Raw genomic sequence first — 14,736 nt, forward strand, 5'->3', positions numbered from 1 at the left:
GGGATTTTTTTTACAATCTCATCCATTAAGAAAAAGATAAGAATTCATAACATAAAGGCTTAAGATCTGTGACTTATAGTGATTCCATACCAAATCTGCTATAAGTGAGGATTGTTAGTTATGTTATTTAATTCATATCTCTTTATGTTTGGTTTTCTGCCTGTTGTGCTAGGAGGATATTTCATTCTAAATCGTTTTCGTCTCTTGTTCTACGCAAAAGTATGGCTGACCCTTGCCTCTTTGGTGTTCTACGGATACTGGAACTTAAAGTACGTGCCTTTAATTCTGCTATCCATCTTGTTTAACTACGCTATGGGTCATTTCATTCATACCGCATCTGCCGGCAGACGTCGACCTCTTCTAATCTTTAGCTTAATTGCAAATATTCTACTACTTGGCTATTACAAATACACTGATTTTTTTATAGAGAATTGGAACGGACTTACAGGAAGTAATCTTCCTCTTCACCATCTTATTTTGCCATTAGGCATAAGCTTCTTCACATTTACACAAATCGCTTATCTTGTTGACGCTTACCGAAATCAGGCGCGTGAATACAGTCTTGTGAACTACACGCTGTTTGTGACCTTTTTCCCGCACTTGATCTCCGGTCCCATCCTCCATCACAAGGACATGATGCCTCAGTTTGATAAGCTGCGAAATAAGGTCTGGAACTGGAACAACGTACGAAAAGGTATTTTATTATTTAGTATTGGTCTTGGAAAAAAAGTGATCCTAGCAGATACTCTGGCCGGTTATGCTGACAATGGATTTGCTACCGCGGCTCATTTTATAGATTCTTGGGTAGCTGTCCTCTCTTATACTTTACAGCTCTACTACGACTTCAGCGGTTACACGGATATGGCGATCGGAATCGCATTGTTGTTCAACATCCGCTTGCCTCAAAATTTCAACGCCCCTTACCGTGCGCTAAGTATTCGCGATTTCTGGAGACGCTGGCATATTACACTCAGCCATTTTCTTAGAGATTATATTTACATTCCACTAGGGGGCAACCGGAAAGGATTTTGGATTTCAATTCGAAATGTGGTGATCACGTTTCTGATTGGTGGCTTTTGGCATGGTGCAGGTTGGATGTTCATTCTCTGGGGGCTTCTGCATGGTGTCGGACAAGCTGTGGAGAAAATTTGGGGTCGCTGGGGCTTCCCCCTTCCCAAGTGGTTCTCATGGCTACTCACCTTCATCTTCGTGAATATCACATGGGTATTGTTCCGATCTGAGCAACTGTCTCAAGCGATTCGTTTATTAAAAGGGATGAGTGGTCTTAACGGGATATCTTTACCGTCTATAGGCACGCTGAAATGGGCAATCCTTCTGATTCTCATCTTATTGACAATTATACTCTGGAATCCGCGTCATATCTGGAACAAATGCAATTTACAGTATAGCCGGAAAACGGCTTTTATAATGGCATTTATCATCGTATTCTCGCTGCTGTTCTTCAACAGAATTACGACCTTTTTATACTTTAACTTTTAAAAATATTATGGAGGACTGATTATGCGTACATCTCCTGGGATTCATACAAAATCGAAACGATTCGTAAGTTATTTTATGCTTTTTTTCATTCTGTTAGCTTTTGTAACAGCGCTGATAACCGCATTTATCGACCCGCTGCAATTCTATCATCGCCCCTCGTGGTATACGCCGCTTCTGTCGGAACAAGAACGTTACCAGAATCCAGGCTTAGCCAAAAATTACGATTACGACAATATCATCATCGGTACATCCATGACTGAAAACTTTCTTCCGTCTCAAGTAGACGCAAGCTTAGGTGGAACAACCTTAAAGTTGTCTATGGAGGGTTCAACCGTTGACGAGCATTATAAAATCGCTAAACTCGCCTTAGAGACAGGGAAAGTACAACAAGTGCTTTGGGGGTTGGACTATTTCTCATTGAAGCTCGCTACCGCAGAGGAAGAAGAAGATTTCCCTGACTATCTGTATGACGGTAAGCTATGGACTGACTATAAATATTGGTTTAATTCATCCGTATATAAACAATTTTTTCGAAGTATCAAAAGTACGCTGAGTGGTCAAACGAAACAGGATTTAGAAACTTTGTACAATTGGAATGATAAGGTAGTATTCGGCAAGCAATACGTTGCTGAGTCTTATTTTAAAGCTTGTGACAAAGAGATCGATTACGGTACGAATGAGGAAAGCCTTGATCAAGTAAAGGTTTATTTCAATACGTATATTCGATCTCTATTAGAGGAATATCCAGATGTTCAGTTCTATTTTTACTATCCCCCTTACAGCGTAATGCGGCAGGTTGCTTGGTACTCCAGCAATCCCGTTCGTTTCAACAATCAGTTAGTTATGCGGCAATGGATGTTTGAGCAATTTGAGCAATACCCCAATGTGAAGCTCTATGATTTCCAGACAGCATCCGAGTGGACGTTTAATCTGGATCTGTATAAAGATTTAAGTCATCATAATGGTGAGGTGAATACCTGGATCGCTGAAGCTATAGGAGAGGATAGTTCGGAATATCGTGTAACGTCTAGCAACATAGAAGCATTTAACACACTTCTGGAAGAACAAGCGGAAAGTGCTGTCATCGATAGAAACGGCAATGTCTATCGTAGCAGTGTACAAGTAAACGGTGAACCTCTGGCATTTACCACCCGTCTAGTCCAAGGGAATGAAGAGTTATGGTTACCTGCCAAAGAAATCGGAACAGCCCTGAACGCTTCAATAGATTGGGACGCAGCTACCAAAACTGTATCACTTACTTCGGGTGGGAATAACGTTACTATGACTATTGGTAATACTGAGGCGTTAGTAAATGGACAGACTCTCGCAATGGATACCGCTCCACTACTTGCAGGAGGAAAAGTGTTAGTTCCCGTTGCTTTTGTTGCAGAGCATCTTGGATGGAACGTTTCTGTTGAACGAGAAGGTGATTGGCTACGCTACCTTCTTAATTCATAGAATAACGCGGTACATTTCAACTTCCTCCCAACATTTTTGGACATACGTAAAAAAGCACCCGGCATTTAGATGTCGGATGCTTTTTTCATTTCAAATTCGAATGATCTCAGATCTTTCACTTACGAGTTGATTCGTTGATGAAATAAAGCCTCCAATTCCTTTTCCAATTTGTTTTTTTGTCTTTGGATCCCCTCTTAAAACTTAATCTCTGTCACTACTCTATGCCGAATGCTTCTTATGTAATTCCACGCCCATCGCCCAATCTTATGTTAAAATAATGAAAAGTCTTCCTTTTGTGGCGGAGTTGACAGAATATATATGTACATATCTTTATCCATTTTATGGATTTACAGAAATGAAAAAATTCAAAATACCAAGTAAATTTTCAGAGTATTTTTATGTCCAAAGGAGGTTGGTTCATGCATCTTTCATCTTACTTTGATCGACAGCGTACAGAGGATTTTATTATGTTCTCCCTTTCACATTGGATTGCTCTGTCTATCATTGCATTGGTGTGTCTACTACTTTACGGTTTCAGATTCGAAATTCGCACGGACGTGAGACTTCGGCAAAGTGTTCGCTTGCTGTTGATTGTTATTCTTATGTTCTCAGAAGCGGGACTTCAAATATGGTATCTCTCTCAGCAGGTATGGCAATCCAGCTCATCATTACCGCTCGAACTATGCGGAATTACTTTACTACTATCCATTATCATGCTGATTACACGCAGCCGAAGACTTTACTCCTTTCTGTATTTTGCCGGAATAGGTGGAGCATTCATTGCTTTACTCACACCGAATCTGGTCTATCCGTTCCCTCATTTTCGATTTTTACTGTTCTTTGTAGCTCATGGTGGTATCATTCTTGCTTCTCTTTATATGACCTGGATTGAGGGCTATAAACCAACCTGGAAATCACTTTGGTTCACTATGCTTGGCCTTAACGTCGTGGCTGTGTGTGTCTGGATCGCCAATTATATCCTAGGATCTAATTACATGTTCCTATCTCATAAGCCCAGTACTTATTCTGTAATGGATTATTTTGGACCTTATCCTTATTACCTGCTAGTTGAGGAGCTATTTGCCTTCATTGTATTTCTGCTTATGTATTTAGTGTTTTTCTGGGTGCCAGAGCGGCGTAATTCGAGGCGTAAACGAATTGGTCGGCTTCCTAATTAAATGCGAAAAAGGCCAGCCTCCGATAATCCAAAGGCTGGCCTTTTTAAATTAAATATTCTTAAGCTTCGATGATTTCTACCGAAGTCATTTTGTCGCGTCCTTTGAAAGCATCAACAAGATCCATACCTTCAACTACTTTACCGAATACAGTGTGTACTCCATCCAAGTGAGGTTGTGGAGCGTAGCAGATGTAGAACTGGCTTCCGCCTGTGTTCTTACCCGCATGCGCCATAGCAAGTGTGCCACGCTCGTGTTTGTTTGGATTGATTTCGCAGTTGATGGTATATCCTGGACCGCCGGATCCAGTTCCGTTAGGACATCCGCCTTGAGCAACAAAACCAGGAATAACGCGGTGGAATGTCAATCCGTTGTAGAAACCATCTTTTGCTAGCTTTTCAAAGTTAGCTACAGTGTTTGGTGCATCTTGATCGAACAAGTCGATCAGCACTACGCCGCCTGTTTCAAGAGTAATTTTCGCTTGCTTTGCCATATGTAAATGACCCCTTTCAAAATTAACAAAATTAGAATACCTCAATTATATTACTATGAAACCACGCACAAAGCAAAGCAAGCAGGAGTAATTCCTGCTTGCTCTTTTTGCCTTCCCAATTTTGCCCACCTAACATTAGTCCCTGTTACTTAGCAACAGCGGCTTGTTTAGCGATACGCTCAGGAACAATATCGTTGGCAATAAGATCATTGTAGCTTTCACGACGCACTACAAGATCGCTGTGTCCGTTCTGAACGAACACTAAAGCCGGACGACGAAGCCGGTTGTAGTTGCTCGCCATGGAGTAATTGTAAGCACCCGTGCAGGCTACAGCCAACAGATCGCCACTTTCTGCCTTAGGCAGTTCTACATCCCAGATCAGCATATCTCCGCTCTCGCAGCATTTACCAGCGATGGATACAGTTTCTGTAGCCTCTTCATTCGCACGATTCGCAAGTAATGCCTCATATTTAGATTGATACAATGCAGGACGTGGATTATCAGTCATCCCACCGTCAACGGCAACGTACTTACGCACACCTGGAATATCCTTATTCGTACCTACAGTGTAAAGTGTAGTACCTGCATCTCCAACGATACTGCGGCCCGGTTCGACCCAGATTTCAGGCAAAGCATTATAAATTCCAGCAAAATGAGTCTTCACCGCATCCGTAATTGCAGCTACATATTCAGAAACATGTAACGGGGTATCACCCTCTACATAACGAATACCGAAACCTCCACCTAGGTTTACTACACGGAAGTCCACATCCAAACCTTCTTTAACACTACGAGCAAAACTCGCTACACGTTCAACAGCAAGCTGGAATCCATCCGTTTCAAAAATTTGAGAACCAATATGGGAATGTACGCCCAGCAATATTAAATTCTTTTTGCTGACTGCCGCTTTAACTGCTTCATAAGCAGAACCGTTTCCAATATCAAAACCGAATTTGGAATCGGTCTGACCTGTTGTAATGTACTCATGCGTATGTGCTTCGACACCTGGTGTCACACGTAATAAGATGTTAACCTCAACTTCTTTACGTGATGCAATCGACTGCAAAAGGCTAAGCTCCACCAAATTATCAACTACAAAGCAACCGATCCCGGCATCAATCGCCATTTCGATCTCTTCAGATGTCTTATTGTTGCCGTGAAAATGAATGCGTTCTGCAGGAAAGCCTGCTTGCAAAGCAGTATAAAGCTCGCCATCAGATACAACATCAAGCGACAAGCCTTCTTCATCAGCCAAACGAACCATAGCCATTACTGAGAACGCCTTGCTTGCGTAAGCTACTTGGAACCCAAGTCCAGAGGATTTAAAAGCATCCATATATTCCCGGCAACGTTGTCTAACCAATTGCTCGTCCAGTATATATAGCGGGGTTCCATATTCCGCTTTCAATTCAGTTACATCACATCCGCCGATTTCCAGATGCCCAGCATCATTAATTCGGCTAGTACCGTGTAGAAACATTCTTTAGTCCTCCAATTTCTGTGGAATATCAAGGTTCCACCCTGTCTTTAGTGTATTCAGTATAACAGACAGTGGGAACTCCATTGAATGGACTAATTTGCAGTAGTTTTGTATTTTCCTACGATTGTTAATCATTCTTTTGATTAGGCGGCATTCTTGTATTGTCTCTTGTTTTATTGAAAGACGGCCTTGTCTTCGAGCTTAGAACTGGCTTTCGCAATAGAATTTCACTCATCGCCTTTGCATTAAAAGGTATAAACGGCCACATATAAGAGGAGTTATAGGACCGTTGGGTAGTTAGGAAAATAGTCAGTAGCGTCGTGCCAATCATAAATCCTGGCACCTGGAATGCCGCCACGGCTAACAATAACCCAAGCCTGACTATTCGATTCGCAAGACCCAGTTCATAACTTGGGGTCGCAAACATACCTATGGAAGCCACCGCCATATATAGAACTACCTCGTTGACAAACAATCCGCTCTGGACAGCTATATCACCAATCAATATCGCCGCTATCAGACCCATCGCTGATCCTAAAGGTGTCGGTGTGTGTACTGCGGCCATCCGCAGTAAATCAACCCCAAGCTCCACAATAAGAAACTGGGCAATTAGAGGAATTCTTGCCGTCTTTTGGGGACCAATAAAATCCAGTACAGGCGGCTTAAGCTCAGGATGAATGACAAGCAACATCCATAGCGGTAGCAGGAACATGGAAGCAAATATTCCGATGAAACGAACCCACCGCAAGTACGTTCCCATAAAAGGCGTCTGACGATTCTCCTCCGCATGCTGGCAGAGATCAAAAAATGTAGTCGGAAAAACTATAACGATTGGTGACGTATCCACGAAAACTACAACCCGTCCCTCTAATAAATTAGAGGCCACTACGTCAGGGCGTTCAGAATAACGCACCATAGGATATGGATTCCAACCGCCCCCGATAATTGCCTCCTCCAATTGCTTATCTGCCAGAGGAATGCCGTCGATATCAATACTGTTGATTTTTTCGATAACAGAACTAACCTGTGTTTTATCAACGATATCATCAATATAAGCCACACAGACATCCGTCTGTGTTCGTCGTCCAACCTGAAATATCTCATATTTCAACCCCGGATCACGAATCCGTCTTCTGACAAGCGAAATATTACTCAGTAGAGTCTCTGTGAATCCATCGCGTGCACCGCGTACCACCCGATCAATCGAAGGTTCGTCGGGACTGCGACTAGGGTAAGAACGAGTATCCATGACGATAACCTTGTTCTCACCTTCGATGAATAGTACGCTCAAACCTTCTAGTACCTTCTCGATACTTTCACTTAACGAATTACCCTCCTCCACCTGGATGTGAGGGACATATTCATTCATAAAGCTAGACAGTACACCCGTAGACAGATTCTCAGAGGTGAGATAGGTCAGACGTTTTAGGATCTCATCCGTTACATCTGCATTAGTAAATCCACTTAAACAGAGAAGAGCTGTCTTATGACCGCCAAAGGACATCTCTCTAAACGTTACATCAAAGCTAGTTCCGAGCCCGATTACCTCAGTAAGTGTATGTTTTGTATCTTGTAAGGAAGTTGAAATTTCATCATTTCCTTGCCAGTAAATGACGGACTCTTTTAACGAGTTAGAGTGCTCGCTATCTCGTTTCTTTTGCAGTTTACTGATTCCCTTTTGGTTGGTGCTGTCTTGTGACTCTTGCCGTGCTTGCTTTTTAGTCGGCTTGGGTTTTGGTGCTTGTTGGGCATTCTGATCTTGTGCCTCATCTTCGGATTCCGAGTCTGAATCTAAGCCGAATAATCTGGCAAAAAATCCTTTACTAGGCTCATTCTGCTCCTGATTGCCGAGCTCATCTGACGCCTCCGCATCCTGCTGCCCAGACTCTGGCTGCGTTGACGCTTCTGCACTTTGCTCTTCTGTCCCGAGCTCATCTGACACCTCCGCATCCTGCTGTCCGGAATCCGGCTGCGCTGATGCTTCTGCACTTTGCTCTTCTGTTCCGAGCTCATCTGACGCCTCCGCATCTTGCTGCCCAGAATCCGGCTGCGCTGATGCTTCTGCACTTTGCTCTTCTGTTCCGAGCTCATCTGACGCCTCCGCATCTTGCTGCCCAGAATCCGGCTGCGCTGACGCTTCTGCACTTTGCTCTTCTGTTCCGAGCTCATCTGACGCCTCCGCATCTTGCTGCCCAGAATCCGGCTGCGCTGACGCTTCTGCACCTTGCTCTTCTGTCCCGAGCTCATCTGACGCCTCCGCATCCTGCTGCCCAGACTGTGGCTGCGCTGACGCTTCTGCACCTTGCTCTTCTGTCCCGAGCTCATCTGATGCTTCGGCATCTTGCTGGCCTTGACTCGGATCAGCAGCTGCGATGTCACTGGCCATAGAAGCAGTATCTGCTTCAGTGTGATCAGCAACTAGCTCGGATGCAGTATTCTTCATTGCTGCGGCAGCCGCAGCATTTTCCTCCTGATGATCATCATCCGGCACTGAATCACCGCTGTGAATAAACTTGCTCATTCCATAACCCCCTGTTTACTGTCGGTATACAAACCAGTCGAACAAAGAACCCGCGACCTTCCCGCTTACCATCGCCATCAACAGCCCGAACAGATAATGTGTCATATTCAAGCGTTTAGCGAGTATCGGCAGCACATTTAATACCTCGGTCAATGCTGCAGCGAGCATCCCGACAAAAATCCCGTCAAATAGGCCTATACCCAGTTCAACTAAAGGACCTGAAGATATTTTCCAATTCCAAAAATCACTCACGGTACCTACCAATGACCCGACTACCATCGCACCCTCGTACCAATGTACTTTATCGTAAGAAGAGGTTAATTGAGCCAGACGGGGCACCATGTCAAGCACCACAAATAAAGCGATCACACCGCCGCCTACAGCGATTCCACCTGCAATACCCAGCAGCAAATTCAATCCCAGTGTTATAGGTGCCGTCATCTTCCTTCCTCCGTGTTCTCTGGTTGAGTTTCTACACGGCGCCTCATTTTACCGTACTCCTCATTGATGACGTATTGGTCGATATTTTTCTGATACAGGTACATTTCCACTTCTAACGGTGTAGGCTCCTCATTCCACTTTTTCTTAAATAAATGGTTGAAAAAAATGACCATCCCAAAGCCGATGCCTACAGAATATGCAATCTGAAAAACAACCGGATGTTCATCCCGATGACCGGTGATCATCTCCACAATTCGGATTTGGACCTCCTGCATGTTTACATCCGCATGGAAATTCATGATTGTCAGCGCAGACCCGAAGAACAGCAGTAGCCACACTAAAACAAACATCGCTATTGAAGGCTTACGTCTCTCCACCGGACTCTCAATCTGCACAATCGTTCTGCCTTCACCTATCGGCTCAATATCCGCTTCTGGCACCAGTTCATAAATGCGGGGAATCACCATCAAGAGATCAATCAAAATTAGATTGCCGTCACTTTGCTCTGGCTTCATTAGCAGAATAGATTCCAGCGACTCTTTCAGCTCAGGCTCCGCAATCAGAAATGCAATATCACCCAATGTGACACCTTTACCTTTGGGCACCGTCACCCGATTCTTAAGCTGTATATAGATGGCGGGAGCAGAATGTTGTTTCATCCGCATTCCTCCTAAAGGTTGTGGTCAAGTAGCTCCGGTGCAAGATAACGGTAGTATGGGAGAAAAGCCTTAATTTTACTCTTTAGGCTGAAATCAATTTCCATGAATGGAAACTGACCTCTCAAAGGTATGAGTTTGATAATCAACAAAAAGACAGCTCAAGGTGATTTCCCTCAAGCTGTCTTTTTTGTTATTCCTTATGATCTCTCTAGAATTGAAGAGAATCCAGTTTCTTACCTTCAAAATCAAACAGAGCTAAATTGGACCATCCATTCTCATGACCGACAGACCATTCCTTTTGCGAAGGGATCCAGGCGGGCTCCCAGTAATAAAAGCCGATGCCTTTTCCGTTAGGTGTATTCTCAATTACGCTAATGAAATCCTTCATATAGTTAGCTTGACCCTCTACTGTGGCTGGATAAGCTTCATGTAGCTGGGATTCCTCATTAACAATTACAGAGAAACCCTCAGGTGCATTCAGCGTCCAAGGATAGGCTGTTTCCACCACAATGATATCCTTGTTATAACGCATCGCTAATTCGTTCAGGTTATGCTGCAAGTCGTCCAAAGTACCATGCCACCAGGAGTAAAATGATAATCCGATAACATCAAAATTAACGCCATGCTCCAAGAACCTATCATAAAAGTTACGGCTAGTCGGATGATCAGCCCCGCGGTCAATGTGGATCATGATGGACAAGTCAGAATCGACGGATTTCGCACCCGCTATACCCGCTTTAACTAGCGTAGTGAATTGCTCCCACTGTTCCGGAGTATCACTATCTCCATCTACCTTGCCCTCTCCCCATAACATGCCTGGCGTAATCTCATTCCCAATCTGCACCATATCGGGAAGGGTACCTTGAGACTGCAACGCCTCAAGAACTTCACGAGTATATTCGTACACAGCAGATGTCAAACCACTAAAATCAAGTAACTCCCAAGCTTTTGGTTTCCATTGATTAGCGGGGTCGGCCCATTTATCTGAATAATGAAAATCCAGAAGAAAGTTAAGCCCTGCGTCCTTGATTCGCTTAGCCATAACCAGCGTACGTTCCAAATTGCAAAAGCCCCCAGGAGGGTCATTCCAAATCCGCAGGCGGATGGCATTTACTCCATTGTCCTTAAGGATATGGAGTAAATCCTCGCCCTCCTCAGCCGTCCGAACAGAGCTACTGTGGAACTTGCCTCCACCCTGCTCTATTTCATCCAGAAACGAGATGTCCATTCCATTGATAAATGTCGTTATCATCATCCCTACTCCTTTACAGAACCAAGTGTCATCCCTTTAACAAAATACTTCTGCAAGAATGGATATACGATTAGAATTGGAGCAGCCCCGATAAAGATTTGCGCGGCTCTAACCGTTGTCTGCGAGATCAATTCCATTTCCTTCGGATTAATGCTCATGGAGCTCATATCCCGTTGAATGATAACGGTCTGCAGAAAGGTCGCCAACGGAAACTGCTTGGAATTGTTCAAGTATAATAGTCCATCGAACCAGGAGTTCCAGTGGAACACCATACTAAACAGTGCAATCGTCGCAATCGATGGTAATGAAATCGGTAAGTAAATGCTGAACAAGGTACGGAAATGTCCTGCGCCGTCAATTAGCGAAGCTTCCTCCAGATCTTTAGGAATGCCTCGGAAGAAGTTCAGCATCAGAATGACTAAGAATGTATTCACCGCACCTGGCAGAACGAGTACCCAGAAGGAATCCATTAAGCCAATCTTTTGAATAACAATATAGAATGGAATCAGACCGCCATTGAACACCATACTGAAAACGAACAACCAGGAATATACATTCCGACCTTTGAAGGCCGAGTTTTCCTTTGATAGCGGATACGCTGCCAGAAAAGTAATCAGTAGTGTAAGTCCGGTTCCGAGTACAGTTCTTTGTACGGATACCCATATGGAGTGTAGGAATATCGGATTATTCATTGTCTTTTTATAAGCTTCCAGAGAGAACTGCTTTGGCCATAGGCCCACCAGGTTGGCGTCAGCCGCAGACTTGGCACTGAAAGATACAGCTAATACGTGAATCAGAGGAACAATACACATGAGTGCGAGTAGAATTAGAAAACAAGTATTGAATATGTTGAAAATACGATAACCTCTAGTTTTGTAATACATAGGTCTCCCTCTTCCTTAGGTAGTTTAGAAAATGCGATATCCTGCCCATTTCTTAGCCAGGCTGTACGAAACAAGGATCAATACCATACTAATGGCTGACTTGAACAGTCCGATTGCTGTGCCAAAGCCCATCTCACCATTCAGAATCGCTGTACGGTATACGAAGGTGTCGATAATATCGCCTTTCTGATAGACCAGCGGATTGTAGAGGTTAAAGATCTGGTCAAACCCTGCATTCAATACATTTCCAAGCGCCAGAGTACCTACAACAACAACCATCGGCAGTAGAGAAGGCATTGTGATAAAACGTGTCTGCTTCCAGCGCGTTGCACCATCTATTTCAGCAGCTTCATATAATGAAGGATTAATTCCTGCTAGAGCAGCTAGGAAGACGATCGTGTTATAACCAAATTCCTTCCATACATCCGTGAGAATGACCGTGAACCTGAACCAGTTATTATCTCCTAAGAAAAAGATAGGCTTAATCCCCATACTACCGAGGATCTGATTGACGAAACCATCTGTAGCAAGCAAATCTAGCAATATCCCGCCAAGGATGACCCAAGACAAGAAGTGAGGTAAATATACCAATGTCTGAATCGTACGTTGGATATAAACCTTGCGAATCTCATTCAATAGAATGGCGAACACAAACGGCACAGCCAGATTGAAGATCATCTTCAGAACGGCGATAATCAAAGTATTCCAAATGACCTGCATACTGTCATTACGTTCAAATAGATAGCGGAAATTATCTAATCCAACCCACGCTGATCCCGAAATTTTTAGCCATGGCTTATAATCCTGAAATGCCATCACAATTCCGCCCATCGGTATAAAGCTGAAGATGATCAGGAAGATCATCGCCGGCAGTAACATTAAGTGAAATGGCCATGTTTTTTTAAGTGTTCTCATCCTTGGTCCCCCATATCGTGTCAAGTTCTTCTGTAACCATACTCAAATTATAGCAACGACAGGATTCACCAAATAGCGAGCAAAACCAATATATATGGTACAAAACCAATCTCTTTACCACTTAGAAATTGATGCTAATGTACACCTTTTCAATTAGCCGCTAACGCAAAAAGGGACCGTTCCTACAGCTTAATAAAAAGCCGAGGAAACAGTCCCGAATGGTGCTATTTATACCCTTATCAGAGCATTATTTTACACTGTCATACCAATCGTTTACTTCTTTGGTGATTTGGTCTCCACCGCCTGATTTCCAGGTCGCTACGAAGGTATCAAAAGCTTCTAGTGGTTTATTGCCATAGATGATTTCATTAAACGTCTGGTTCTCGATCTTGTTCAGATAATCCATCTTCGATTTCATAGTTTCAGTAGTAGGACCTGTGAACATATTCTTGAAGGATTTATCCTCTTGCGCCAACAGAACCTTTGCAGCTGCAGGAGTATCCTTACCATAGTTTACAGCTACATCTTTCTCCAAACGAGTGGTTGGTTCTCCGCCATCTGCGAGGTTCAGCAGGGCTTTCATTTGGGCATCCGGAATCCGGGCACCGTCACGAACCAGCATATAACGAACGCTGTTCACATAACCACCAGCAATTTTATCATTGTCAATCATCTTACCGTTTGCATCCAGTTCATAGTCATAGCCTGCGAAGAGACCGTTATCCAGCTCGCTACCAGGCTTTGGATCAGCGAAGTTATCGAACAGATAGTTTTGATAGGTAAAGAATGCTTCTGGATTTTTCATCTTAGTGCTGATCAGCGTTACACCGTTGGTGAACTGTGTACCGTGACGCATAACTTTACCATCTGGTCCCGCTGGAATTTCAATTGGAGCCCACACAGCATCAGGAGCGTTCTTCACAGTATCCTGAAGCGGCCAACCGCTCATCCAGTAAGGTCCTGGGAGAATACCTGCCGTACCTGCCACTGCTGGTTCAGCTGTTTTGTTCTCATCCCATAGTGCTGCTTCTTGAGGAATATATCCCTTTGCGAGCCATTCCTTCATTTTTTCCAGCCCTTGCTTCATTCCCGCGTTTACAGAGCCGTATTCCAGTTTACCATCAGCATCAAGATTCCATTGCTGTGGAAGCGTTCCGTAAGCACCGAAGATCCAGGAAGGATCGCCCATCCAAGTGTTCATTGATGTCTTAAAGCCGATACTGAGCGGTGTTACCTTATCTGGTGCCAAGCCATCAGGGTTCTGATTCTTGAATGCATCCATAACTTTTTCTAGCTCATCGATCGTTTTAGGTGCTTGCATATTCAGCTTGTCCAGCCAATCTTGGCGGATCCAAAGAATGTAATCATGGTTGTACGCGTAATCGAGTACAGGTAGACCCATTCTTTTGCCATCGCGGCTGTATTGGTTCCATACGTTAGGATCCTGTGCCATGGCTTCTTTCCAAGTAGCTGAAGCGTATTTATCGAACAACGTTCCCACTTCAGCATACATACCGGAATCGATCAAATCCTGAGCAATCGTGCTATCACCTGTACCAATGGTTACAACATCAGGCATTTCCTGACCTGATGACATCGACAGGCGCAGCTTAGTTCCAAATGCACCATTCGTATCAGTGATGGACCAAAGTGATTTAATGTTGATGCCGAACTTTTCTTTTGTCCACTTTGTAGCTACGTTATTCTCAATGCTTTCCCCGTTCTTGAATTTAAGCTCAGGGTCAACACCCCATACTGTTGTAATAGTTACCTCAGGATCATATTTATCCTTGTAGGCGTTTTCAGAATTTGAAGTTGTATTTGTGGTCGTATCACCAGCTGTATTCTTTCCATCAGCAGCATTATTGCTCGAGCAACCTGCAAGGCTACCTACCAAAAGCATACTCATACACAGGAGCGGTAGCCATCTCTTTTTCTTCATCGCGCTCATTTTGTTC

At 43.8% G+C, this 14,736-nt stretch carries 11 protein-coding genes and 1 pseudogene; 3 read left to right on the forward strand and 9 right to left on the reverse strand.

The genetic code is table 11. The annotated features are described in order from the left end of the window. Positions 1–120: 120 nt before the first annotated feature. The 3 genes from ACDZ28_RS29695 to ACDZ28_RS29705 all read left to right on the forward strand — a co-directional run bounded on the left by ACDZ28_RS29695 (position 121) and on the right by ACDZ28_RS29705 (position 4,136). Positions 121–1,500 carry an MBOAT family O-acyltransferase gene (locus tag ACDZ28_RS29695; RefSeq protein ID WP_375103465.1) on the forward strand — a complete coding sequence of 460 codons (1,380 nt, stop codon included), beginning with the start codon at positions 121–123 and terminating at the stop codon, positions 1,498–1,500. 21 nt (positions 1,501–1,521) lie between these two features. Then, on the forward strand, positions 1,522–2,958 hold the full coding sequence (locus ACDZ28_RS29700; protein ID WP_375103466.1) for a stalk domain-containing protein: 1,437 nt from the start codon (positions 1,522–1,524) through the stop codon (positions 2,956–2,958). A gap of 419 nt (positions 2,959–3,377) precedes the next feature. Then, complete coding sequence (locus ACDZ28_RS29705; protein WP_042129670.1) at positions 3,378–4,136, forward strand: TIGR02206 family membrane protein; 759 nt, start codon at positions 3,378–3,380, stop codon at positions 4,134–4,136. 58 nt (positions 4,137–4,194) lie between these two features. On the opposite strand, the gene ACDZ28_RS29710 is transcribed toward ACDZ28_RS29705, so the two are convergent. The 9 genes and pseudogenes from ACDZ28_RS29710 to ACDZ28_RS29750 form a co-directional block, all read right to left on the reverse strand. Next, positions 4,195–4,626 carry a peptidylprolyl isomerase gene (locus ACDZ28_RS29710; protein WP_042129672.1) on the reverse strand — a complete coding sequence of 144 codons (432 nt, stop codon included), beginning with the start codon at positions 4,624–4,626 and terminating at the stop codon, positions 4,195–4,197. Positions 4,627–4,771: 145 nt separating this feature from the next. Then, a complete protein-coding gene (gene lysA / locus ACDZ28_RS29715; RefSeq protein ID WP_042129674.1) occupies positions 4,772–6,106 on the reverse strand; it encodes a diaminopimelate decarboxylase in 1,335 nt (444 codons plus the stop codon). Positions 6,107–6,233: 127 nt separating this feature from the next. Further along, positions 6,234–7,808, reverse strand: a pseudogene (locus ACDZ28_RS29720) (spore germination protein); the annotation flags it as partial. Positions 7,809–8,642: 834 nt separating this feature from the next. After that, positions 8,643–9,068, reverse strand: a complete 426-nt coding sequence (locus ACDZ28_RS29725; protein ID WP_042129676.1) for a stage V sporulation protein AB — start codon at positions 9,066–9,068, stop codon at positions 8,643–8,645. Beyond that, positions 9,065–9,727 (reverse strand): stage V sporulation protein AA, encoded by a 663-nt coding sequence (locus ACDZ28_RS29730; protein WP_042129678.1) that lies wholly within the window; start codon positions 9,725–9,727, stop codon positions 9,065–9,067. The genes ACDZ28_RS29725 and ACDZ28_RS29730 overlap by 4 nt, the downstream gene beginning before the upstream one ends. 208 nt (positions 9,728–9,935) lie before the next feature. After that, entirely contained in the window at positions 9,936–10,982 is a 1,047-nt protein-coding gene (locus tag ACDZ28_RS29735; protein WP_349651472.1) for an arabinogalactan endo-1,4-beta-galactosidase, read from the reverse strand. A gap of 2 nt (positions 10,983–10,984) precedes the next feature. Continuing rightward, positions 10,985–11,863 carry a carbohydrate ABC transporter permease gene (locus ACDZ28_RS29740; RefSeq protein WP_042129682.1) on the reverse strand — a complete coding sequence of 293 codons (879 nt, stop codon included), beginning with the start codon at positions 11,861–11,863 and terminating at the stop codon, positions 10,985–10,987. Between the two features lie 24 nt (positions 11,864–11,887). Beyond that, positions 11,888–12,778, reverse strand: a complete 891-nt coding sequence (locus tag ACDZ28_RS29745) for a sugar ABC transporter permease (protein WP_042129685.1) — start codon at positions 12,776–12,778, stop codon at positions 11,888–11,890. 247 nt (positions 12,779–13,025) lie between these two features. After that, the gene (locus tag ACDZ28_RS29750) at positions 13,026–14,729 is read right to left on the reverse strand and encodes a sugar ABC transporter (RefSeq protein WP_341114155.1); all 1,704 of its coding nucleotides are present in this window, start codon (positions 14,727–14,729) and stop codon (positions 13,026–13,028) included. Between the last annotated feature and the right edge of the window lie 7 nt (positions 14,730–14,736).

The organism is Paenibacillus sp. RS8 (assembly GCF_041956825.1).
GTDB lineage: Bacteria > Bacillota > Bacilli > Paenibacillales > Paenibacillaceae > Paenibacillus_AQ.

What these genes read in the sequence shown, in the direction of transcription:
- ACDZ28_RS29695 (WP_375103465.1), top strand. Translation starts at nt 121, where the DNA reads ATGTTATTTAATTCATATCTCTTTATGTTTGGTTTTCTGCCTGTTGTG.
- ACDZ28_RS29700 (WP_375103466.1), top strand. Translation starts at nt 1,522, where the DNA reads ATGCGTACATCTCCTGGGATTCATACAAAATCGAAACGATTCGTAAGT.
- ACDZ28_RS29705 (WP_042129670.1), top strand. Translation starts at nt 3,378, where the DNA reads ATGCATCTTTCATCTTACTTTGATCGACAGCGTACAGAGGATTTTATT.
- ACDZ28_RS29710 (WP_042129672.1), bottom strand. Translation starts at nt 4,626, where the DNA reads ATGGCAAAGCAAGCGAAAATTACTCTTGAAACAGGCGGCGTAGTGCTG.
- lysA (WP_042129674.1), bottom strand. Translation starts at nt 6,106, where the DNA reads ATGTTTCTACACGGTACTAGCCGAATTAATGATGCTGGGCATCTGGAA.
- ACDZ28_RS29725 (WP_042129676.1), bottom strand. Translation starts at nt 9,068, where the DNA reads ATGACGGCACCTATAACACTGGGATTGAATTTGCTGCTGGGTATTGCA.
- ACDZ28_RS29730 (WP_042129678.1), bottom strand. Translation starts at nt 9,727, where the DNA reads ATGAAACAACATTCTGCTCCCGCCATCTATATACAGCTTAAGAATCGG.
- ACDZ28_RS29735 (WP_349651472.1), bottom strand. Translation starts at nt 10,982, where the DNA reads ATGATGATAACGACATTTATCAATGGAATGGACATCTCGTTTCTGGAT.
- ACDZ28_RS29740 (WP_042129682.1), bottom strand. Translation starts at nt 11,863, where the DNA reads ATGTATTACAAAACTAGAGGTTATCGTATTTTCAACATATTCAATACT.
- ACDZ28_RS29745 (WP_042129685.1), bottom strand. Translation starts at nt 12,778, where the DNA reads ATGAGAACACTTAAAAAAACATGGCCATTTCACTTAATGTTACTGCCG.
- ACDZ28_RS29750 (WP_341114155.1), bottom strand. Translation starts at nt 14,729, where the DNA reads ATGAGCGCGATGAAGAAAAAGAGATGGCTACCGCTCCTGTGTATGAGT.